Source organism: Agrobacterium vitis, assembly GCF_014926405.1.
Taxonomy (GTDB): Bacteria; Pseudomonadota; Alphaproteobacteria; order Rhizobiales; family Rhizobiaceae; genus Allorhizobium; species Allorhizobium vitis_H.
Map to the genome: position 1 here is coordinate 1,876,340 of NZ_JACXXJ020000005.1, position 22,184 is coordinate 1,898,523.

At 57.4% G+C, this 22,184-nt stretch carries 23 protein-coding genes and 1 tRNA gene; 4 read left to right on the forward strand and 20 right to left on the reverse strand.

Translation table 11 applies throughout. The features are described from left to right. Nucleotides 1-178 precede the first annotated feature (178 nt). The 3 genes from IEI95_RS20040 to IEI95_RS20050 form a co-directional block, all read right to left on the reverse strand. A tRNA-Pro gene (locus tag IEI95_RS20040) sits at nt 179-255 on the reverse strand. Between the two features lie 101 nt (nt 256-356). Continuing rightward, complete coding sequence (locus IEI95_RS20045) at nt 357-1,733, reverse strand: sensor histidine kinase (protein ID WP_156534154.1); 1,377 nt, start codon at nt 1,731-1,733, stop codon at nt 357-359. A 231-nt stretch (nt 1,734-1,964) separates the two neighbouring features. After that, on the reverse strand, nt 1,965-2,756 hold the full coding sequence (locus tag IEI95_RS20050; protein ID WP_156534156.1) for a PRC-barrel domain-containing protein: 792 nt from the start codon (nt 2,754-2,756) through the stop codon (nt 1,965-1,967). Between the two features lie 72 nt (nt 2,757-2,828). Here IEI95_RS20050 and IEI95_RS29480 point away from each other — a divergent pair, with 72 nt between their 5' ends. Further along, nucleotides 2,829-3,320 carry a DUF982 domain-containing protein gene (locus tag IEI95_RS29480; RefSeq protein ID WP_234665078.1) on the forward strand — a complete coding sequence of 164 codons (492 nt, stop codon included), beginning with the start codon at nt 2,829-2,831 and terminating at the stop codon, nt 3,318-3,320. A gap of 112 nt (nt 3,321-3,432) precedes the next feature. Here IEI95_RS29480 and IEI95_RS20060 read toward each other — a convergent pair whose 3' ends face one another. The 6 genes from IEI95_RS20060 to IEI95_RS20085 all read right to left on the reverse strand — a co-directional run bounded on the left by IEI95_RS20060 (nt 3,433) and on the right by IEI95_RS20085 (nt 7,890). Continuing rightward, nucleotides 3,433-3,978 carry a MerR family transcriptional regulator gene (locus IEI95_RS20060; protein WP_015915593.1) on the reverse strand — a complete coding sequence of 182 codons (546 nt, stop codon included), beginning with the start codon at nt 3,976-3,978 and terminating at the stop codon, nt 3,433-3,435. A gap of 192 nt (nt 3,979-4,170) precedes the next feature. Next, on the reverse strand, nt 4,171-4,509 hold the full coding sequence (locus IEI95_RS20065; RefSeq protein ID WP_015915592.1) for an integration host factor subunit alpha: 339 nt from the start codon (nt 4,507-4,509) through the stop codon (nt 4,171-4,173). Between the two features lie 97 nt (nt 4,510-4,606). After that, nucleotides 4,607-5,578 (reverse strand): beta-ketoacyl-ACP synthase III, encoded by a 972-nt coding sequence (locus IEI95_RS20070; protein ID WP_156534158.1) that lies wholly within the window; start codon nt 5,576-5,578, stop codon nt 4,607-4,609. Nucleotides 5,579-5,597: 19 nt separating this feature from the next. Further along, entirely contained in the window at nt 5,598-6,665 is a 1,068-nt protein-coding gene (gene plsX, locus IEI95_RS20075) for a phosphate acyltransferase PlsX (protein WP_041696419.1), read from the reverse strand. A gap of 110 nt (nt 6,666-6,775) precedes the next feature. After that, on the reverse strand, nt 6,776-7,339 hold the full coding sequence (locus IEI95_RS20080; protein ID WP_156534162.1) for a DUF177 domain-containing protein: 564 nt from the start codon (nt 7,337-7,339) through the stop codon (nt 6,776-6,778). Beyond that, the gene (locus IEI95_RS20085; RefSeq protein ID WP_194416931.1) at nt 7,336-7,890 is read right to left on the reverse strand and encodes a ubiquinol-cytochrome C chaperone family protein; all 555 of its coding nucleotides are present in this window, start codon (nt 7,888-7,890) and stop codon (nt 7,336-7,338) included. The genes IEI95_RS20080 and IEI95_RS20085 overlap by 4 nt, the downstream gene beginning before the upstream one ends. A gap of 334 nt (nt 7,891-8,224) precedes the next feature. Here IEI95_RS20085 and IEI95_RS20090 point away from each other — a divergent pair, with 334 nt between their 5' ends. Then, nucleotides 8,225-8,731: an outer membrane protein assembly factor BamE gene (locus IEI95_RS20090; protein WP_041697810.1), complete on the forward strand. Its 507-nt coding sequence runs from the start codon at nt 8,225-8,227 to the stop codon at nt 8,729-8,731. A gap of 78 nt (nt 8,732-8,809) precedes the next feature. Here IEI95_RS20090 and IEI95_RS20095 read toward each other — a convergent pair whose 3' ends face one another. From IEI95_RS20095 to ribH, 4 genes are all read right to left on the reverse strand, one after another. Further along, nucleotides 8,810-10,948 (reverse strand): sodium-translocating pyrophosphatase, encoded by a 2,139-nt coding sequence (locus IEI95_RS20095; protein WP_156534166.1) that lies wholly within the window; start codon nt 10,946-10,948, stop codon nt 8,810-8,812. Between the two features lie 256 nt (nt 10,949-11,204). Beyond that, complete coding sequence (locus IEI95_RS20100; RefSeq protein WP_156534169.1) at nt 11,205-12,431, reverse strand: MFS transporter; 1,227 nt, start codon at nt 12,429-12,431, stop codon at nt 11,205-11,207. 26 nt (nt 12,432-12,457) lie between these two features. Then, entirely contained in the window at nt 12,458-12,940 is a 483-nt protein-coding gene (gene nusB / locus IEI95_RS20105) for a transcription antitermination factor NusB (RefSeq protein ID WP_015915584.1), read from the reverse strand. Between the two features lie 4 nt (nt 12,941-12,944). Then, on the reverse strand, nt 12,945-13,403 hold the full coding sequence (gene ribH / locus IEI95_RS20110; RefSeq protein WP_015915583.1) for a 6,7-dimethyl-8-ribityllumazine synthase: 459 nt from the start codon (nt 13,401-13,403) through the stop codon (nt 12,945-12,947). A 530-nt stretch (nt 13,404-13,933) separates the two neighbouring features. Here ribH and IEI95_RS20115 point away from each other — a divergent pair. Further along, nucleotides 13,934-14,311, forward strand: a complete 378-nt coding sequence (locus IEI95_RS20115) for a hypothetical protein (protein ID WP_156534171.1) — start codon at nt 13,934-13,936, stop codon at nt 14,309-14,311. 61 nt (nt 14,312-14,372) lie between these two features. On the opposite strand, the gene IEI95_RS20120 is transcribed toward IEI95_RS20115, so the two are convergent. The 7 genes from IEI95_RS20120 to IEI95_RS20150 form a co-directional block, all read right to left on the reverse strand. Continuing rightward, entirely contained in the window at nt 14,373-14,984 is a 612-nt protein-coding gene (locus IEI95_RS20120) for a riboflavin synthase (protein WP_156534173.1), read from the reverse strand. After that, nucleotides 14,984-16,084 carry a bifunctional diaminohydroxyphosphoribosylaminopyrimidine deaminase/5-amino-6-(5-phosphoribosylamino)uracil reductase RibD gene (gene ribD, locus IEI95_RS20125; RefSeq protein WP_194416932.1) on the reverse strand — a complete coding sequence of 367 codons (1,101 nt, stop codon included), beginning with the start codon at nt 16,082-16,084 and terminating at the stop codon, nt 14,984-14,986. Before ribD ends, IEI95_RS20120 begins: the two co-directional genes overlap by 1 nt. A 2-nt stretch (nt 16,085-16,086) precedes the next feature. After that, nucleotides 16,087-16,563 carry a transcriptional regulator NrdR gene (gene nrdR / locus IEI95_RS20130; protein ID WP_015915579.1) on the reverse strand — a complete coding sequence of 159 codons (477 nt, stop codon included), beginning with the start codon at nt 16,561-16,563 and terminating at the stop codon, nt 16,087-16,089. 9 nt (nt 16,564-16,572) lie between these two features. Beyond that, a complete protein-coding gene (gene glyA / locus IEI95_RS20135) occupies nt 16,573-17,862 on the reverse strand; it encodes a serine hydroxymethyltransferase (RefSeq protein WP_060715809.1) in 1,290 nt (429 codons plus the stop codon). Between the two features lie 202 nt (nt 17,863-18,064). Further along, on the reverse strand, nt 18,065-19,390 hold the full coding sequence (locus tag IEI95_RS20140) for a L,D-transpeptidase family protein (RefSeq protein ID WP_156534177.1): 1,326 nt from the start codon (nt 19,388-19,390) through the stop codon (nt 18,065-18,067). A 416-nt stretch (nt 19,391-19,806) separates the two neighbouring features. Continuing rightward, entirely contained in the window at nt 19,807-20,319 is a 513-nt protein-coding gene (gene ldtR, locus IEI95_RS20145) for a transcriptional regulator LdtR (RefSeq protein ID WP_015915576.1), read from the reverse strand. A 148-nt stretch (nt 20,320-20,467) separates the two neighbouring features. Next, nucleotides 20,468-20,887, reverse strand: a complete 420-nt coding sequence (locus IEI95_RS20150; RefSeq protein ID WP_060715811.1) for a DUF6163 family protein — start codon at nt 20,885-20,887, stop codon at nt 20,468-20,470. A 206-nt stretch (nt 20,888-21,093) separates the two neighbouring features. Between IEI95_RS20150 and hemB the strand changes: the two genes are divergently transcribed. Beyond that, nucleotides 21,094-22,107, forward strand: coding sequence for a porphobilinogen synthase (hemB, locus tag IEI95_RS20155; protein ID WP_156534181.1), 1,014 nt, complete (start codon nt 21,094-21,096; stop codon nt 22,105-22,107). The last annotated feature ends 77 nt before the right edge of the window (nt 22,108-22,184 follow it).

A 22,184-nucleotide genomic window follows, 5' to 3' on the forward strand; every position in this document is an offset into this window, starting at 1 on the left:
CATAAAACTCTTGAGATTAGCTTACGCCCTGAATGGAATACGCGAGCACAAAGCCGCCGCCTCTCCCCAAAATAAAAGGGCTTCAGCAAACCTGAGTGCAAGGCGCTGTAACGCTGAAAATAGGCATATGGTTTGAAGAGAGGCAATCACCCAAAATTGGGGGAGTGATTGAAATAAATGGTCGGGACGGCAGGATTTGAACCTGCGACCCCTTGACCCCCAGTCAAGTGCGCTACCGGGCTGCGCTACGCCCCGACCCGCTCCTAAGAGCAAGGTTCACTTAGAGTTTTTGACTTTCGGGTGCAAGCGGAATTTTGCCCGAACAGATCAAAAACGCGCAAAACACACCGCAAAGCTCATTCCGCCAAAATCGACGGTGGAAGCCTGACGGTATACGTCGTGCCACTGGAGCTTGTCGCGCTGGCCAGGGAACCGCCGAGTTGCTTGACGAAAGCTTTGACGAACTGGGTGCCAAGCCCTGATCCCTCCGATTTGCCACTGAGGCCGATCCCGTTATCGCTAACGGTCAGCGCGACCTCCCCCTCCCGGCGCTGAAAGCCGAGGACAACCTCGCCCTGCCCCGATGGAAAGGCATATTTTACGGCATTGGTGGCAAGTTCATTGACGATCAAGCCGATCGATACGGCATGATCGGGGAGAATGCTTAACGGCTCGGTCTTCGTGCTGATCGTGATGTTCGAATTCGGGCTTAGAAGGCTCTTGCGGATCGTGGTGTTGATGCCTCTCAGGTAGGTTTCCATGTTGACGGGGCCAAAGGCACTGGATTGAGCAATGACGTCATACAGTTCGGCAACGGCCCTGATCCGCGCCTGCATGGCCTTATATCCTTCAGCGCAGGGTTCTGCGGCGCGGCGAATCTCGTGAGAGACGAAGGAGGAAATGATCTGCAGGCTGTTTTTGATACGGTGCGCCAGTTCCGCTGCCAATATATCCCTGTGTCTGTCGAGCAGCACGGCCTCGGTTGCGTCCTCGAACACGACGAGCATCCGGGTGACATGATTGCCGGGCCGAAATATTTTCCTGGCATTGATCTTGAACACACGCCGGCCCAGACCGGGAAAGTCGTCCTCCAGCAGCAAGCCATCGACATGTTCGTCGCGAGGCAGAACCCGTTCCAGAAGATCGTTGAGCGCCGCCACATTCCACTGGCCGTCCCCCAGCGTTTTCAACTGCTGGCCGACAACCTCAGTGGATTGAACACCGAAGAGCTTTAAAAAAGAACGGCTGGCAAATACAACGCTCATGTCATGCTCCAGCACCAGCAGTGGATCGCGGACCGTATCGACAATATTCTGCGCAAGAATCCAGCTGCGCTCGGCCTCGGCGCTGGCAAGACGCGCTTCTGTAACGTCGTCAATTGACATTAAAAACAGATTTGCGGCATCACTCGCGCGTTGAACCCGACGGACATTGACCATCATGATTCGATGGCCCAGATCCGGGAAAACCACGTCAACTTCATGAGCATTGACGACGGTGTCCTGCGGAACGAGCTGCTCCAAAAGCAATCGAAGCCCGGGAATATTCCAATGGCCACCCTTCAGATCGTAGAGTTGCCGCCCCAGTGTCTGTTCCGAAGCAATCTGGAAGTTCGCGTAAAAGGCTTGATTGGCGGCAAGCACAGTTAGATCGTGGCTCAGAATCAGCACTGCGTCACGGGATGTATCGATGATGTCCTGAGGCAGGATTTCGTTGAGCGGAAGATTGGTCAAGGGGTGTCGCTTTTCTAAGATGAGATAGGCTGTTTCCAGGTGCGGCTAGGCCGCGCGTGAAATAGGTGAGCTATGCCACGGTCCAAGGATACCAATGCATCAGTGGCTTGAGCTATAGACAAGTGGAATAACAAACATCGTTTTTAATAAATGTTCGTGTTGGCCGATTGAAACGGCATGCATGGCAACCCGTGCCTCATGGTGGGCATCAGAGCAATCTTGGCTGGCCGCTTATTTGGTGGCGCTGTCTCTCGATGTTTTCGTGGGTTGATCAGGCCCGGGGCCTGCAATCAAACTCTCGAAAATCGCATCGTTTGTCTTGCGCCATGTCTCGTCCGTCAACCATTGATAATCCTGGTCCGGCATCAAAGGAACAGCCTTTACCTGCGCATTCGAAATCCGCAGAAAGAAGCTCTTCCTTTCCCGATCGACAAGCAGGTAGCGAAGCGGAACAACGAGACTATCCTTGCCCGGGACGAAAAACCCGCCAGCCGCAACAATGGCGTAGTCCTGCCGGTCCCTGGTGCCGATGACCACATTGCGAACCTCGCCAACAATCTTGTCATCGGCGGTCCGAACCTCGGCCCCGACAATTTCATTGACCAGCAAGCCAGGATCGAGATCGTTGATGCTGATCAAAGCCCCCTCATTGGCAGTGCCACGGCTTCCCTTGACCTGGCCCAGCCTATGCCATTGCGGCTCTCCGGCGGCCAATTGCTGGTCAGTTGCATCTTCGTCATTCGTACCCAACCGCGCCATAAACGGGGATGCGATCAATTCACGAATATTGCCCAGTAACCGCTCGCAATCTTTTTCCAGCCCGTAATTCCACAGAAGAAAGGCCGCATCACGCAGTTTACGCAGGTCATGCACGAGATAGCGGTTTTGAGGATCCCGGAATTCAGGCTTTTCCAGAATGGCTTCTTCAAGCCTTGCATCGGAAATATTGCAGGCGGCGAGCGCTGGTGTGCCACAAAGCGCAAGCAGAAGCGCTCCAGCCGCGGCTGATTTCATAAACGTCATTCCTGGTCCGATCGGCGGGTTTTGCTATGACTTCGTGTTGCCCAGCACACTGATCGGAAGGAGGTGCACCGCATGACGCTATTCTTCACCAAGCATAACGCGCGCCATCCCGATTTGTTCCAAAATTTAAGAAAATATTCCTTTTTGCCATTCTTTTCTTATTGCCGAAACACACGCCAGACACGTCTTTGCCGTCGATTCCACAGCCCGCGATATACGGCCAAAATTTATTATTCACATCGGATTTTTTCTGCGGAACCAATGGTTAACCGTGGCGTTATGAGCCGCGGAGAACATGACATGACATTAGACAGAGACTTTCAGCGGCCGGTCGCCTTGGTCATTGCCGGAACCACCCACATGGTCAGATCAATTCGTGAAGCAGCCTGGCTGCTCGCCGATCAATGGCCGGATTTTTCCTGCGAATATTTTCGCAAGGCTTTGTCGGCCTGCGCAGCCGCCCTGGAAGGACGGCGTTCCGCCACCTATGCGCGGCGCGCGCTGATCCTTGCCGCGCATCGCGCAAATGTGGCGATTGCGCCTGAGCAAACTCAGGCGGCGTGAGGGTGGTGTTTTAGCGCATCGGACCGAAAAGTGGGAACCGGTTTTCGGATAAATCCGATGCGCAAACAAAAACTTAGAGCATCGTTCTGGTTCCGATTTTCTGTACGATGCTCTAGCGGACCTGATCCAATAGCCGCTTACATTCCAACAGATCAAACAGGGTTTCCTGAAGCAGCGCCCGATCTTCCTTGCCGACGGAACCGCGACCGGCGGAAATGTCGAGAGCACTGTCGTCGCCACCGCCGAAGTTAAAAAATCGGCTGCTGGTACGAGATTTTGCATGACCGACGACCTGATCGTCGTCGCTGCCAAGTTTGGGATCGTCATTGCTGGATTGACCAGCGGCAACCAGGGCTTCCATGGTCGCCAGATCGCCGGAAGCGACAGCCATGACGAATTTATTGCCATTGGTTTTCAGAAGCTTCTGCACGCCTTTGATCGTATAGCCGTGATCATAGAGCAGATGGCGAATGCCTTTGAGAAGTTCGATATCGTCAGGACGGTAGTAACGCCGTCCGCCGCCGCGTTTCAGCGGCTTGATCTGCGGAAACCGGGTTTCCCAGAATCGCAGCACATGCTGAGGCAAATCAAGATCGTCCGCCACTTCGCTGATCGTACGGAAGGCATCAGGGCTCTTATCCAAGACGGGCTCCATCATGTCACTCTCAACGACAGCATGTCTCTCATCAGAAACGGAGGCTGTATCATCTTGTCTTTCGGCCAGTGCTTTGAAGACTCATCGGCAATCCATCCATCCAGATGGCGGCTCGAAAACGAAGCCCGCAACCAATAGAGATCGACACAATCAAGCTCAAAACTTGCCGGAACTGCTGCCTTGGCCGCAAGACCGTTAAGCAGCAGGATTGGCCGGTTTCTGCTTGGCCTTGCGGGCCAGATGCGAGCGCAGGATACGCTGTTTCAAGACGTTGGAGGCCTTGAACGTCATCACCTTGCGGGGCGAAATCGGCACTTCTTCGCCGGTCTTCGGGTTGCGACCGATCCGCTCATTCTTGGCGCGCACCTGAAAAGTGGCGAAAGAGGAAAGCTTGACCATTTCGCCACGCACGATGGCATTGCAAATCTCATCGATAACAGTTTCGACAAGCTCGGCGGATTCTGTCCGGGAGAGACCAACCTTGCGGAAGACCGACTCAGCCAAATCCGCGCGTGTTACCGTTTTGCCAGCCATAGCACCCCGTCCATCATCAGTTCTGATCGTTATACTCAGAGACTATTGATATGAACGCAATCGGTCAAGCACCGTTAACAACTTGTTTTTGCGGCAACTACCAGCGTAGCAGCAGCGCGCCCCAGGTAAATCCGCCGCCCATGGCTTCCAACAGCACCAGGTCGCCTTGCTTGATCCGGCCATCGGCGACCGCAACCGAAATCGCCAGTGGAATCGAGGCGGCAGATGTATTGCCGTGCTGATCGACGGTGATCACAACTTTTTCTAGGGGAATATCCAGTTTTTTCGCCGCACCGTCGATAATGCGGCGATTGGCCTGATGCGGCACAAGCCAATCAACATCCTCGGCTGTCAGGCCCGACGCCGCAAAGGACTGCTCGATCACATCGGCGATCATGCCGACCGCGTGCTTGAAGACTTCACGGCCTTCCATGCGCAAATGGCCGACGGTGCCTGTCGTGGATGGCCCGCCATCCACATAAAGCTTGTCCTTGTGCGAACCGTCCGAGCGCAGATGCGCCGTCAGCACACCGCGATCGGCAATGGTTCCCTGCCCTTCGACCGCTTCCAACACCAGGGCGCCAGCGCCGTCGCCGAACAGCACACAGGTGGTACGGTCCTGCCAGTCGAGAATACGCGAAAAGGTCTCGGCACCGATCACCAGCACTCGCTTAGCAAGTCCGCCGCGAATATAGGCATCCGCCGTCGTCATCGCATAGACGAACCCGGTGCAGACGGCCTGAACGTCAAAGGCAAACCCATGGGTCATGCCAAGCCGGTTCTGGATATTCACAGCAGCCGACGGAAAGGTATTGTCGGGCGTCGATGTGGCGCAGATGATCATATCGATATCGGCAGGCGCGAGACCGGCGGCCTCAAGCGCCTTCAAGGCAGCCTCAGCGCCAAGCGAAGCGGTGGTCTCCCCCTCGCCGGCAATATAGCGCTGCCGGATGCCGGTGCGTTGAACGATCCAGTCGTCCGACGTGTCGACAAGCGTCTCCATTTCGCGGTTACTCAATAGCCGCTTGGGCAAAGCCGAGCCAACACCGCGAACAACTGAACGAATCATTTTATATTTATCCTGTCCTTCACGCTGCTTCCGGCCCGGCGCTGGAGGAACCAGCCCTGGACGTCGATGGAAAGCGAGTGTGATAAAGTTTCAAATCATTTTCAATTTTCTGGGTCAAACCATTGCGCGCCATGTCATAGCCAACCTCGATGGCTGAACCGAAACCTTCCGCGTCCGTACCGCCATGGCTCTTGATGACAATGCCGTTCAGACCGAGAAAGACGCCGCCATTCACCTTGCGCGGGTCCATCTTGTCCTTGAGCGCATCAAAGGCCCCCTTGGCGAAGAAATAGCCGATCTTCGACATCAGGCTGCGCGACATGGCTGCCCTCAGATAGGTTGCAATCTGGCGCGCCGTGCCTTCGGCAGCCTTCAAGGCGATATTGCCAGTGAAGCCTTCCGTGACGACGACATCGACCGTGCCCTTGCCGAGATCGTCTCCCTCGACGAAACCGGCATAGTTTAGGGTGTCCAGACCTGCCTCACGCAACATGCGGCCCGCTTCGCGCACTTCTTCCTGACCCTTGATTTCCTCGACGCCGACATTCAACAAGCCAATCGAAGGGCGATCAATCTGGAATAAAGCCCGGGCCATAGCGCCGCCCATGACGGCGAAATCCAGCAGTTGTTGCGCATCGGCACCAATGGTGGCGCCGATATCAAGCACAATGCTTTCCCCCTTCAGGGTCGGCCAGATCCCGGCAATCGCCGGGCGCTCCACATTGGCCATGGTGCGCAGGCAGAACTTGGACATCGCCATCAGTGCGCCGGTATTACCGGCAGACACGACAACATCCGCCTCGCCTGTTTTGACGGCCTCAATCGAGCGCCACATGCTGGAGACATAGCGACCACGCCGTAGCGCCTGGCTTGGCTTTTCGTCCATGGCGATTGCCACTTCGCAATCGTGGAAGACGGATTTTGCTTTCAATTTTGGATATTTGGCAAGAAAAGGCTCGCACTTTTCCCGCTGGCCAAACAGGATGAATGTAATCTCCGGATGGCGCTCCAGCGCCCGGGCGGCGCCCGGAATAACGACTTCGGGACCGAAATCGCCCCCCATGACGTCGAGAGAAATTTTGACCACGCGTCTTAATCCCTTCTTTTTCACCCCCAGGTGAAATTTTCGGCCAAAATACCGGTTTTGGTCTGGCGTACAACTTATTTGTGGTTCATCGTCAAGGCCCGACTGTCAATCTAGTCCTTTTTCCAGTCTTTAAGGGCGGCAAAGGGCGATGGGCGAATAATCTGCGCGCCTGTATCCTCGTTATGGCCTGAAAATTCAACGCCCGGCTTGCGCGGATAGGGATCGATTGCCATGGCGGCAAACTCGGCGACCAGCGCGCCTGCATCAATCGTGTCACCGACAAAGGGTTCGGGCGCGTCCGGTCCGTCCGGGTCCAACACCATTTCGCCCTGCCCGTCCAGCACGATGCGGGCAAGCTTGGAACCCTCAGGCACGAAGACCTGCTCCACCTGTTCGCTAATCTGCGTCAGCACAGGCTCAAGCGTCACGACGCAGGCCTGCTCGATCTCGCCTTCCACCACGCCCTTGATGCGCACACCGTCGCGCTTCCAACGGCTGATCTGAAGTTCAGCCTTCAGAGAACGGACAGCCAGCACTTTCCACAATTGCGTCAGGCCTTGACGCTCGGCGTCATCGGCCTCAAGGCGCACCCGCACGGCATTGGCGGAGACATGTCCGACCTTGACGTGATAGGAAAAAGGCGTGTTTGCCGGGGTCTGGCCTTGCGATTTCATCGATGAACCTGCTGCTGTGGAAGAGGAAATGCCAGCGATCCGGTGATCACGGCCTCTTCCGTCGTTTGTAAAAGATATGTTTCTGCTGTGATGGCCCAATGGGCCAAATCCGTCATGGCCGGACGAGCGGCTTCCGGCACGTCAGGATGGATATTGCGCCGAAAGCCGGCGGCAAGCGCACTTTCATCCTTCAAATCGAGTGCCTTGCTGTAGGTTTCAAGGCGGCCATAGAACATTCCCGCCAATTTTTTCATCCGTTTGGGCACGGTCTGGTCGCCAACCCCCAATTCCCGGATGGAATGATCGACATCCTGAAAAAACGCGTCGATGATTTCCTGCGCCACTTCCTGGCCGCTGCGCTCAGATTTCGCCGTGCGGCGCAGATAGAGAATCAGCACCAGCGACAGCATTTCAAAGCGGCCCATCACGGTATCCGGCACATCGAGCGCCTCGTAAAACAGCGGTACACGGGCGGCTTCCATCAGCACGGCATATTGGCGGTCGATAATCTGGCGGTTGTTCCGGCGGGTCTTGAACAGGGTAAAAATCATCGCAGCGCCTATTTTACGTGTTGCCGGCTATTCGTCCGATCCCTGGAGAAAGAGGCCCGACGGCCCGACCGATGTTGCATGATGGCTAAAGCTGGTTTACCGAAGCAGTCATGAATTGCAATGCCGTTTTACCGGACCGGCCCCGCCGATGGCAATCGCATCGGGCAAAGCGGGTTGGAGCTTGAAACATATCGTTGCTCCGTCTTTTCGGTTTCCCCGGAAAGGCCACAATGATATGGGCAAGACGCAAGCGGATAAGCACAAGAAGCGACTGGCGCAAGAAATGGCTGGCGCAAGAACGAACCTGGCCTGCAGGCGGGCAGAAGAGAGCATGATGGGAGATGCATCATTGAAGAGACGGTATTTCCGGCCCGACGCCAGGGCAATCGGCCTGGCCGCGATGACTTTGCTGATCGCAACCGGCGGCTTGACCGGCTGCACGACCGGCGAAGTTTTCCATAACGGCTATATTGTGGACCCGAAAGCGCTCGATCTGGTGCCGGTCGGTGCCAGCCGCGAACAGGTCCTGCTATCGCTCGGCACGCCGTCGACCACGGCGACCTTCGATGGCGAGGTATTCTATTATATCTCCCAGACCCGCAAGCGCCCCGTGGCCTTCATGAAGCAGCAGCTGGTCGATCAGCAGGTTCTGGCGATCTACTTCGACAAGAACGGCACGGTCGTACAGCGCGCCAACTACAGCATGAAGGACGGCAAGGTCTTCGATATGGTGTCGCGCACCACGCCAACCGGCGGCAAGGACCTCAGCTTCCTGCAACAGATTCTGTCGGGCGGCAACGGCGCTGCCAACAGCGTCAAGAACATGCTCGGCTTCCAATAAGCAGAGCCTCGATATCAAACAAAAACCCGCGGCCTCAAGGTCGCGGGTTTTTCTATGTCTATGTTGGATCAGACACCCTCAACCGGCAAGAATGGCCAGCAGCAACAAGGCAACGATATTGGTGATCTTGATGGCCGGATTGACAGCGGGGCCTGCCGTATCCTTGTAGGGATCACCAACCGTATCACCGGTTACGGACGCCTTATGGGCGTCTGACCCTTTCAGATGCGTTGTGCCGTCCTTGTCTACGAAACCGTCCTCAAAGCTCTTCTTGGCATTGTCCCAAGCGCCACCGCCCGATGTCATGGAAATTGCCACGAACAGACCGTTGACGATCACGCCCAGCAAAGAGGCACCCAGCGCCGCAAAGGCCGAGGCCTTGGAACCGGAGACCAGCAGCACGCCGAAATAGACGACGATGGGCGCCAGCACCGGCAATAACGACGGCACGATCATCTCACGGATTGCCGCCTTGGTGAGGATATCCACAGCCCGACCATAATCCGGCTTTTCGGTTCCCTGCATGATGCCGGGCTTGTCACGGAACTGGCGACGCACTTCCTCAACGATGGAGCCAGCGGCCCGGCCCACCGCCGTCATGGCGATACCGCCAAACAGATAGGGAATGAGACCGCCGAAGATCAGCCCGGCCACCACATAAGGATTGGAGAGGCTGAAGGAAATATCGCCGATCCCAGCGAAATAGGGATATTGATCGCCATTGGCGGCGAAATATTGCAGGTCGTTGGAATAGGCGGCAAACAGCACCAGCGCGCCCAGCCCGGCTGAGCCGATGGCATAGCCCTTGGTGACGGCCTTGGTGGTATTGCCGACTGCATCCAGCGCGTCGGTAACCTTGCGCACCTCCGGCGGCAGATGCGCCATTTCGGCGATACCACCAGCATTGTCGGTGACGGGACCAAAAGCATCGAGCGCGACGATCATCCCCGCCAGCCCCAACATGGTTGTGACGGCGATGGCGGTGCCAAACAGACCGGCTAGCTGATAAGTGGAGATGATGCCGCCGATAATCACCAGCGCCGGAAGCGCGGTTGACTCAAGGGAGACCGCCAGCCCCTGGATGACATTGGTGCCGTGGCCGGTCACTGACGCCTGCGCGATGGAATTGACCGGGCGTTTGTTGGTTCCGGTATAGTATTCGGTGATGACAACGATCAGCGCGGTCACGACCAGACCAAGAATGCCGCAGATGAACAGGTTGACACCGGTAATCGTTTGGCCCGCAACGCTGCCAATCGCGCCCCAGCCGATGGTGATCTGGGTGGCCACGGCCAGACCGATAATGGAGAGCAGGCCGGTAACGATCAGGCCCTTGTAGAGCGCGCCCATGATCGAGCCGTTAACGCCGAGCTTGACGAAAAACGTACCGGCAATCGAGGTCAGGATGCAGGTGCCGCAAATGGCCAGCGGATAGATCATGGCGCTTTCCAGTATCGCGCTGCCTGCGAAGAAAATCGCCGCCAGCACCATGGTGGCGACCACGGAGACCGCATAGGTCTCAAACAGGTCGGCGGCCATGCCGGCGCAATCCCCGACATTATCCCCGACATTATCGGCAATGGTCGCCGGGTTGCGCGGATCGTCCTCGGGAATGCCCGCCTCGACCTTGCCAACCAGATCGCCGCCGACATCAGCGCCCTTGGTGAAGATACCGCCGCCAAGCCGTGCAAAAATTGAGATCAGCGAAGCGCCGAAGCCGAGTGCCACCAGCGCATCGATCACATCGCGCGAGCCGCTGGCATGACCGAGACCATAGGTCAGAACGCAATAATAAACGGAGACACCGAGAAGAGCGAGACCTGCCACCAGCATGCCGGTAATGGCCCCGGATTTGAAGGCAATGTCGAGGCCTGCGGCCAGGCTCTGGGCCGAGGCCTGCGCGGTGCGGACATTGGCGCGCACCGACACATGCATGCCGATAAAGCCAGCGGCCCCTGAGAGAAACGCGCCGATCAGGAAGCCAATGGCAGCCTCTCCCGACAGCAAGTACCAGACGCCTGCAAACACCACGGCGCCGACGATAGCGATGGTCAGATATTGCCGGGCCAGATAGGCCTGCGCCCCTTCGCGGATATAGCCTGCGATTTCCTGCATACGCGGCGTGCCCTGGTCAGCGGCCAGAACCGCCTGCGTTGCCCAGACCGCATAGGCCACGGAAATCAAGCCACATAGAATTACGCCTAACAGAACTGCCATTCCAACGCCTCCCTGTTGGACACCGCCCTCTCCTCCAAGGACGTTGCCTGTTTCTAACAGTCTATCTAATAATCGCCGCTGGCCGTCTGCAAATGGCAATTCTTGAACAAACTGTAAGGCAGAGTGCGCTTCTCCCGCTGCAAAGGTCAAGAGTATGCAACCGGATTTCAAAGCGCCCTGCCATGCCTGAACGCAATCAACAACCGTCGGGAAATGTTCCGCCGTGAAGGGCTTTGTTGGGGGCTATCGGCAGCCGTCAGGCCTTGGCGCGATGCTCGGCAAGCAATTGCAGAGCAATCAGCGCGAGGCAAAGCACGGTGACTGGCCAGATCACCAGGTTCATCACCGACCAGCCATAGGCAGTAAACACCTTGCCGGAGGAAAAAGACGAAAGGGCAACCGTGCTGAACAGGATGATGTCATGGAAACCCTGGACCTTATCGGCTTCCTGCGGCCGATAGGAGGAGGCAACAATGGCTGTCGCGCCGATGAAACCGAAATTCCAGCCGATGCCGAGCAACACCAGCGCGCCCCAGAAATTCCACAGCTCGACGCCCATATGCGCGACGACGGCGCAGCCCATCAGGATCAGCAGACCGGCGGCAACAACTTTTTCAGCTCCAAACCTGCGGATCAGCCGTCCGGTGAAAAAGCTTGGCGCAAACATGGCGATGACATGCCATTGAATGCCGAGTGTTGCCTGATCGGAGGTAAAGCCGCAGCCGATCACCATGGCGAGCGGCGCGCCGGTCATCATAAAGGTCATCAGCGCATAGGTACAGATGCCGCAGATCATCCCGGTGATGAACCGTTGCGTCAGCACGATCTCGCGCAGCGAGCGAGCGGGCTTGGCGCTGTCATCGTGGTGGCCTAATGGTTGCCCAAGATGAACGAAGCTGAGAATTGCGATGGCCAGCAGCATCAGCGGCGCCAGCGCCAGGAATGCACCGGCGAACAGCACCGGCTCGAACAGATCTTTCAGCCAGATCGCCAATTGCGGGCCAAGGATCGCCGAAACAATGCCGCCTGCGAGTATCCAGGAAATGGCCTCGCCCTTGAAATAGCTGGGCGAACTGTCGGCGGCGGCAAAACGGATCTTCTGGGTAAAGCCGCTGGAAAGTCCAATCAGCAGCAGGCCGAAGGCAAACAGCCAGAAATCGATCTTAAATAGCGCGAGCGTGGCGACCAGTCCGCCAATCGCCGCCGAGCCTGCCCCGATGATGAAGGCGGCCTTGCGGCCAAACAGGCGCGACGCAATGGCAATGGCCACAGCGCCAAGGGCCACGCCAATGTTGAAGCCGGTGAGTGGCGCTGTCGCCAGCGATTTATCGGCGCCCAGCATTTGGTAACCGGCAAGCCCGCCCAGGGAAAAGGACAGCGGGGCAACAGAACCAAGAACCGCCTGGGCAGCGGTCAGAATAGCAACGGTGCGCTTGGCACCTCGCAACTGATGTTCAAGGCCAGTGCTGCTTTCCACTGCCATGTCCCTGCCCCTCCCCCGAAGGGCTGTTACTTGACTGCGGGAACCCGGACCTGCTTGGCAATCCGGTCCAGCACCGCATTGACCAGCTTGGGCTCGTCTTCCTGGAAAAAGGCGTGGGCAATCTCGACATATTCCGTGACGATCACCGCAATGGGTACGTCCTTGCGCTCCAGCAATTCGAATGTGCCAGCGCGCAGAATGGCCCGCACCGTGCTATCGACCCGGGCCAGTGACCAATCATCCTGCAAGGCCTGACGGATCAGCGGATCGATCTTGGTCTGGTCGCGCACCACACCGGCCACGATGGAGCGGAACCAGGATGCATCGGCCTTCAGATAGGTTTCGCCGTCGATTTCCTGGCCGAGACGATGGGTCTCGTATTCAGCAACGACTTCGAGAACGCCGGTGCCGCCGATATCCATCTGGTAAAGCGCCTGGACGGCGGCAAGCCTGGCGGCACCGCGCTGGTTGGCGGTCTTGACCGGCGGTTTGTTATTTTCGGTCGTCATCGGTTCAGCCACCAAATTTCTGCTTCAAGGCAATCATTGTCAGAGCGGCGCGAGCGGCAAAGCCACCCTTGTCCTTGTCTGTCCGCTTGACGCGCGCCCAAGCCTGTTCGTCATTCTCTACCGTCAGGATGCCGTTGCCGATGGCAAGCGATTCGGACACGGAAAGATCCATAAGGGCGCGGGAGGATTCGTTGGCGACGATATCGAAGTGATAGGTCTCACCCCTGATAACCATGCCGAGAGCCACATAGCCATCATAGACTACGCCGCCATTGTCGGCGCCGTCGAGCGCCATCGAAATGGCGGCAGGAACTTCAAGCGCGCCCATGACGGTGACGATGTCATAGCTGGCGCCAGCCTCATCCAGCACCGCCTTGGCGCCGTCCAGAAGCGCATCGGCCATGTCGTCGTAGAATCGGGCCTCGACAATAAGAAGGTGCGGTGCGGAATACTGGTCAGACATAAGCGGTCACCCCGGAACGGATGGAGAAAATGGCAATGATTGGATGCGGGGTCAAACCATGCCCTACCCCGAATGGCAAGTGTTTTTCCGCAAAACCCGCCGAAATGCCGCTAAAGCCTGGCAACACCGCTCCCTTGGCCCGCCACCGCCCGCGATATCGCACATTATTGTGATCAAGCCCGCAAAGTATCGGTTTTGCGCTGATAGGAGAGATTTTACTGACTCTTCGGTCATTGGATGGCACACCAATTATATAGCGTTAACAAACGACGCCCTTCGTTAGCCCGCTGATAAATATCAGTAAATTTGCGAAAAACCCGACCAGAAAACCGGTAGCGGCAAGTGGTGGACGGCGACACTTTCGCCCGCGCTAAACATGGCGATTTGATGAAAATCAAGATGACGGATTTGTAACCCATCAAGGCAGTTTGCGGGCTGGAAATCGCCTTTGTTGCGACGCACATCATTCATCACCGGCGAGCGTTTAAGACGAGATAAGCCGGGGGATAATTTGGATCAGGAGATTACCGATGAACCGTATCGGACATGTATTCAGTGCTTCCACCGTTGCCGCCATCTCTTTCGGTGGTGTATCCCAGGCCGCCGTTGAGATGGCCTCTGAAGATGGTCGGCCCCAATCCGTACAAGCCCCCCAATCCGTACAACCCGTTGTCGGCAAGCGACTGACAGTCGTGCCGCTGCGTGGCCTTCAAACATCCGACCCAGTGCGCCAGGCGCTGGATGCCCAGGACCCACATTCCGCCCATGCGCGCAAGTTGCAGGCCGCTATTATTGCCAATCCGAAACTGATGCGTCAGCTCGATGGCCAGGGCGTCGATGTCACCACCATTGTCGGCATGGTCACGGTCGATGACGGCAGCATCTCGGTGTTTACCGCCTCGGCTTGATGGATCTGTGCGGAAGGAGCTGCCCGGCCCTTCCGCCCTTTCTCACAAAGCGCATAAGTCTTTATGCCTTTGGAAATTCCGCGAGCCTTGCCGCATAGCGCGCCATGGTATCGACTTCGAAATTGACGAAATCGCCGACCTGCCGGTCGCCCCAGGTGGTGACCTCAAGCGTGTGGCGGATGAGCAGGATGTCGAAGTCGCACCCCTCGACACCATTGACCGTCAGCGAGGTTCCGTCCAGCGCAACCGAGCCCTTCGGGGCGACGAAACGGGCCAGGTTCTCAGGCACCCGCAGAGTGAAACGGGTCGCATCGCCTTCGGCTTTGATCGCCAGGATCTCGGCCTTGCCATCGACATGGCCGGAGACGATATGCCCGCCCAGCTCATCGCCAATTTTCAACGAGCGCTCCAGGTTGATGCGCGTGCCTTTTTGCCAGCTACCGATGGTGGTCAACCGCAGGGCTTCTTCCCAGACTTCCACTTCAAACCACCGCGCATTGCTGCCCGCCTCTGGCAGACCGGTGACTGTCAGGCAGGTGCCGGAATGCGCGATGGAAGCGCCCATGTCGATTATATCAGGATCATAGGCTGTGACGATGCGCAGCTTTACGCCTTCCTTCAGAGGCACGATGTCTTCCACGGTGCCGATATCGGTGACAATGCCAGTAAACATCAGAAATCCTGCTCATATTCATCGAAACGATCCGCGCCGAAGTTTACACTGCGCAGATGACGAAAATTCTCCGGTATATTGGCAGGCGTGAGCGGCGATGCAAGTCCACTACCGCCGATTTCATCTGGTCCCTGGTAAAGATGGATGCGATCCACCAAGCCCGCGTTCAGGAAGGCCTTTGCCGCAGCGCCCCCCCCTTCCACCAGCAGGGAAGACATGCCCTGCACAGCCAGTTGGCGCAGCAGATCGTCAAGATCGGCCACCGGCCAGACATCAACGCCCGCAGCCTGCAATGCCGTGCGGCTCGCCTCGAAACTTTCCGTGCAGGTAAAGGTGGAAGGCTCACCACACGCGCAAACCGTCGGCACGTGCCCCGCCGTTTGCACCAGTTTCGAACCAATGGGCAGTTCCAGCCGCCGGTCGAGCACGATGCGCAGCGGCGACAGATGGGTTTGTCCAGCCAGCCGCACCGTCAGTTCTGGATCATCAGCCTTTGCCGTACCGATCCCGACCAGAATGGCATCACTCTCGGCGCGCAGCAATTGGACCTGGGTACGGGCAAGTGGGCCGGTGATCGCCACCTGCCCCTCGCCCGCCCGGCCAATCATGCCATCCCGCGACAGAGCCAGTTTCAGGGTCACATGCGGGCGCTGTTTCGTCTGCCGGGTCAGATAGGCAGCGAGGCCATAGCGCGCTTCACGCTCCAGCACGCCGGTCAGCACCTCGATCCCCGCATCCGTCAGGATGGAAAGGCCACGGCCTGAAACGCGCGGGTCCGGGTCGGTGACAGCAACCACAACCCGTGCCACGCCAGCCTCAACCAGCGCGTCAGCACAAGGCGGGGTCTTGCCATGATGGGAACAGGGTTCAAGCGTCACATAGGCCGTAGCACCGCGGGCCTTTTCGCCGGCCACGGCAAGGGCCTGACGCTCGGCATGCGGGCGTCCGCCAATCGCTGTGACAGCGGAGCCGACAATTATTCCATCGGCAACGATCACGCAGCCGACCGACGGGTTGGTCAGGGTTTGCCCCAGATGACTGCGACCGAGCCTAATCGCCGCTGCCATAAACCCCTGATCATCGGGCTGTTCGCACACCATGTTTACCCCGGTTCGTGGTCCTGGGAAATCTTGGCGGTAATTTCAGAAATGACCTGCTCGAAATCCTCGGCATGGGAAAAATCGCGATAGACCGAGGCGTAACGCACAAAAGCCACGTCATCGAGGCTTTTCAGCGCTTCCAACACCTGCAGGCCGATCTGCTCGGAGGAAATTTCCGTCTCGCCGGAACTTTCCAAACGCCGCACGATGCCGGAAACCGCCCTTTCGATCCGGTCCCGGTCGACGGGACGTTTGCGAAGGGCGATCTCGAACGACCGCACCAGCTTGTTGCGATCGAAAGGCGCCTTACGACCCGTCTTTTTCAACACGGTCAGCTCGCGCAGTTGCACGCGCTCGAACGTGGTGAAGCGGCCACCGCAATCCGGGCAGATCCGACGCCGGCGGATGGCGCTATTGTCCTCCGCCGGGCGTGAATCCTTGACCTGGGTATCGTCCGAACCGCAAAACGGGCACCGCATCTGGCCGCCTTACAGGTAAGGATACATCGGGAAACGACCCGTCAGGCCAACGACCTTATCGCGCACGCTTGCCTCGACGGCGCTATTGCCCTCGTCGGAATTGGCAACCTTCAGACCGTCGAGAACCTCAACGATCAGATTACCGATTTCGATGAATTCAGCCTCCTTGAAGCCACGGGTCGTGCCAGCTGGCGTGCCAAGGCGAACACCAGAAGTAACGAAGGGCTTTTCAGGATCGAACGGAATGCCGTTCTTGTTGCAGGTGACATAGGCGCGGCCAAGGGCTGCCTCGGCGCGCTTGCCGGTGGCGTTCTTCTTGCGCAGGTCGACCAGCATCAAATGGTTGTCGGTACCGCCGGAGACGATATCGAGGCCACCCTTGACCAGGGTTTCGGACAGGGCCTTGGCGTTCTTGACCACCTGAGCGGCATAATCCTGGAATTCCGGCTGCAAGGCCTCACCGAAGGCAACCGCCTTGGCGGCAATCACATGCATCAGCGGGCCGCCCTGGAGGCCAGGGAAGACAGCCGAATTGAATTTCTTGGCCAGATCCTCGTCATTGGTGAGGATCATGCCGCCACGCGGGCCACGCAGCGACTTGTGGGTCGTGGTGGTGGCGACGTGGCAATGCGGGAACGGGGACGGATGCTGATTGCCAGCGACCAGACCGGCGATATGGGCCATATCAACCATCAGATAGGCGCCGACTTCGTCGGCGATCTCGCGGAAGCGCTTCCAGTCCCAGATCCGCGAATAGGCTGTGCCACCGGCGATGATCAGCTTGGGCTTGTGTTTGCGAGCCGATTCAGCCACCGCATCCATATCCAGAAGATTATCGTCCTGACGCACGCCATAGGAGACGACGTTGAACCACTTGCCGGACATGTTGACCGGCGAACCGTGGGTCAGATGGCCCCCGGAATTCAGGTCGAGACCCATGAAAGTATCGCCGGGCTGCAACAGCGCCAGAAACACGGCCTGGTTCATCTGCGAACCGGAATTGGGCTGAACATTGGCAAAATTGACGCCAAACAGCTTCTTGGCGCGTTCGATCGCCAATTCCTCGGCAATATCCACGAACTGACAGCCACCGTAATAGCGCTTGCCCGGATAACCCTCGGCATATTTGTTGGTCATGATCGAGCCCTGCGCTTCCAGCACGGCGCGCGAGACGATGTTTTCAGACGCAATCAGCTCGATTTCATGGCGTTGACGACCGAGCTCCTTTTCAATCGCACCAAAAATATCCGGGTCGGTTTCGGCAAGCGGACGGGAAAAGAAAGCATCGGTATTGGCCATGATCGCAGTCTCCTGAAAGCGTTGATGCGTGCGCGTCTTAACGTCCTCGCGCCCCAAGAGCAAGACAACAGAGCGACATTTGCGCACCAATGCGCGGAAGAAGATGCTTGTTCTTGTATCACCCGGACTGCTGTCCGCGTAAAAACACAAAAGGCCGCGCAACTTGAGCGCGGCCCTTGATAAAAATGCCTGGTGCCAAGACTTACTGCGGCAAATTGTCGTCCTCAATCCGGCCCGGATTTTGCTCTACGCCAATGTTGGTTTGCAGCGCCAACTGGGCATCGCCATCACGCTTGTAGATATCATCACGGAACTGCACGACATTGTCCTTGGCCGACCACGCCGTGATGTAAACGATATAGACGGGGACTTCCTGCGAAAGCTTGATCACATTGTTCTGGCGCGTGGAGATGACCCGCTCGATTTCCTGACGGTTCCAGCCGGGCGTATCCCTCAGCAACCATGTGATCAAATCACGGACGTTCTGGACGCGCATGCAGCCGGAGGATTCAAAGCGCATCAGTTTGTTGAACAGGCCCTGCTGCGGCGTATCGTGCAAATATTCATTGTTCGGATTGTGAAAGTTGATCTTCGTCGAGGCCATGGCGTTGATCTTGCCAGGGTCCTGACGGAACATCAGGTTCGGTGCCTTTGGCGCATTCCAATCCACAGTCTCCGGGGCCACTTCCTGGCCTTTGCCATCGAAGAGACGGATATTGTTGCGCGTCAGATAGGTGGGGTCCTTGCGCATCAGCGGCACGATGTCCTTTTCGACGATCGAGCGCGGCGCAGTCCAGTAGGGATTCAGGATGACTTCATAGATCTTGGAATTGATGGAATGGGTCGGGCGGTCGATACGTCCAACAACTGCATTGGTGCGCAATGCGACGCGATCATTTTCGACAGCCTCGATAGACATCGAGGGAATGTTGACCATGACATACCTGCTGCCCAGATCACCGGACATTGCCTGCAGGCGCACCAGATTGGTATTGAGCTGGTTGAGACGCACATCGGCAGAAATATTCATCGCTTTCAGCGTATATTCGCCAAGCGCACCATCTGTGGGTAGACCGTGACGAGCCTGAAAACGCTTCACGGCACCGTCGACATAGGTATCAAAAGAATTGGACATGCCCGCTTCCTGGCCAAGATCCCCTGAGATCATCAGGCGCTGGCGCAGTTGCTGGACAACCGGATCAATAGAGCCGAGTTTCAATTTCACCGAGGGATTGACTTGCGGCCAACCGCCCTGGGCGACGATTTGCTGATAGGCGGAAATGGCCAATTGCAGGTTCGGCAGGTTGGTGGCGCTCAACATCGGCGAATTTGATGTCACCGAGGCGACCGCACGTGACGTTTGGGCATCGAACTGGTCGTCCCAATTGCCTCGCGAGCGAGCATTGATCAGCTCGTCGACGGCAGATTGCGCCATGGCGGTCCCGGCCAGCGTGGATGCTCCCACCAATGCCGCGCCTCTCAGCAACGCTCTGCGAGAGACCGAAACCAGTTTAATCTTGTCCGCCATAGTCTTCTATTTCCCTACCGATCCACCGATCCCGAAACGCTTTAGCCCATGGGAGATGATCATGTCCCATGAAGGCATTGTGCTTAATAAAGCCGGAGGCGTTCCGCAATCATTGTTTTCATCGCGGGAAACGTTTGCCGCTATCGCTTGTTCCAAAAGCCCTCTGCCCTAAAGAGTTTCTTTTGAACCCGGGCGAAGGCGAAGCTTCAGCGCGGGTCGAACAACCAGCTTATTCCACAGTCTGGCGGTCCCATATCAATATGGCCAAAGCTTGTCAGGCCCGACGCGCTCACAACACTGTGTTGAATAAGCATGCGCGCATCAAAACAAAGCGAGGCGATATCGACCTGCCGGGATTGAATGACCGTTACCGGTTTCCATCAAGGCAGCAAAGCCAGACATTGCAGCCGGTTGGCCTACATGCGATAGGCGATCGTGTCGTTCCAGAAGCGATCGAGACGCTGCAACAACCTGTTCATCTGGTTGAATTCGTCAGGACCGATGCCGCCGACTTTCTGGATGGAGCCGACGTGACGCTCATAGAGCTTGGCGACAGTTTCGGCGATGTCCTGGCCTTCCGGGGTCAGGGAAATACGAACCGAACGACGGTCGACACGCGAGCGGGAATGATTGATGAAACCGAGGTCCACCAGCTTCTTGACGTTATAGGAAACGTTGGAGCCGAGGTAGTAACCGCGAGACCGCAATTCACCGGCCGTCAGCTCGGAATTGCCGATGTTGAACAGCAGCAAAGCCTGAACAGCATTGACGTCGTTGCGGCCCTGACGGTCGAATTCGTCCTTGATGACGTCGAGCAGGCGGCGGTGCAGGCGCTCCACCAGATGCAGGGAATCAAGATAGAGAGAACGGATGGTCTGCTCTTCGTGATCGATAGCGGACACCTGCGGTTTGATCTTTGTCGTGGTCATATCGTCTGCCTCACTGTTTGGGTGGCGGCCTTGTTGGTTTCCAACCGCCTTGTGAGTGACAATATCGAATGCAGATAAAATTCTATTTAAAACGCAGGCTTAACAGAGGCTTACCATTCAGCCTGCTTGTATCAGGGTAAACCATTCCTTATGCCGTGGCGCGCCGGCGCTTTTGCAGCAGGATTGCCAGGCGGAAAGCGATATAAACGACGGCGACAATCAGATGGAATGCGACGATCAGCGGATCGCGTCCGAAAATGCCCGGCCATACGGCATGCATCAGGATCTGGCCGCTGGCGGCAATCACCCAGATGACCGGCCCCCAGGAGACCGTCATCCACAACCCAACCCCTGCCACCGGCAGCATCACGGCAAGCCCGCAGCTGGCAATGCGCCAAGGCACATTCATCAGGTCGAACCGCCCAAGGCCGTCACCGGCAAAGCCCACCAGCAGGCCCCAGAACTGTAAGCCCAGCCAAAGGCAGGCAAGCGCAACAACGCGCAGGAAGAGCACGAACAACAGGTCTACCAGGCTGGGTTTTGGCGTATGGACGACATCATCAATCATCCTGCGACGATATCGCATAATTGACCGGACCGGTATCGGCGACAGGTGAAATTTATGGGGAGACAAACAATCCGCGGACGGTTTTACCCGAGCATCGCTATGCCCGGGGGTGGATGTGGGGGCGGTCAGGTTGCCGCAGTGGGCAAACATCCCGGTGCATGATAAACGGCATCATAAGAGAGCAGGCCTGAAGACTGGAGACCGCGATGACCAACAAGACCCACCTCGTCGACGATATTACCGGCCACCGGCGCATGCGCCGCAACCGCAAGGCGGACTGGACGCGCCGGATGGTCCAGGAAAGCCGGTTGACGGTGGACGATCTGATCTGGCCGATATTTCTCGTGCCCGGCAGCGGCATCGCCGAGCCGATCGCCGCCATGCCGGGGGTCAACAGGATGAGCGTCGACAAGGCCGTCGAGGCGGTGAAGGAAGCTGCCGATCTCGGCATTCCCGCCATTGCCACCTTTCCGAATATAGAGATGAACCTGCGTGACCAGACGGGCTCCCATATCCTGGAAGCCAATAACCTGCTCAACCAGGCGACAGCCGCCATCAAGAAAGCCGTCTCCAACATCGGCGTGATTACCGATGTGGCGCTGGACCCGTTCACCAGCCATGGGCATGACGGTATTTTGCGCGGCGATGATATCCTCAATGACGAAACGGTCGATCAGGTGGTTAAGGCCGCCATCCTGCAAGCCGATGCCGGCTCCGACATTATCGCGCCATCCGAAATGATGGACGGGCGAATCGGCGCGATCCGCCGCGGGCTCGACACCGCTGGTCATCAGTCGGTTGGCATCATGTCCTATGCGACGAAATTCTCCTCCGGCTATTACGGACCCTATCGCGAGGCGATTTCCACCGCAGGCCTGCTGAAGGGCGACAAGAACAGCTATTACATCAGCCCAGCCAATGGCACAGAAGCAGTGCGCGACGCTGCCATGGATGTTGAGGAAGGGGCGGATATGCTGATGGTCAAGCCCGGCCTGCCCTATCTGGATATCTGCTGGCGCCTCAAGGAAGCCTTCAGCCTGCCGGTCTTTTCCTATCAGGTGTCAGGCGAATATGCGCAGATCAAGGCTGCGGGTCTGAATGGCTGGATTGATGAAGAGCGAGTGATGATGGAAACACTGCTCTGCTTCAAACGGGCCGGATGTGATGGCATTCTCAGTTATTTCGCCGTGGACGCGGCAAAGCGGCTCGCCAGAAGCTGAGTTTTAGCCACTGCCATTTGCAGCACGCCAGCAGCGATTCCTGGCTAGACTGTAAAGATGTCAGGCAATTGTATTTC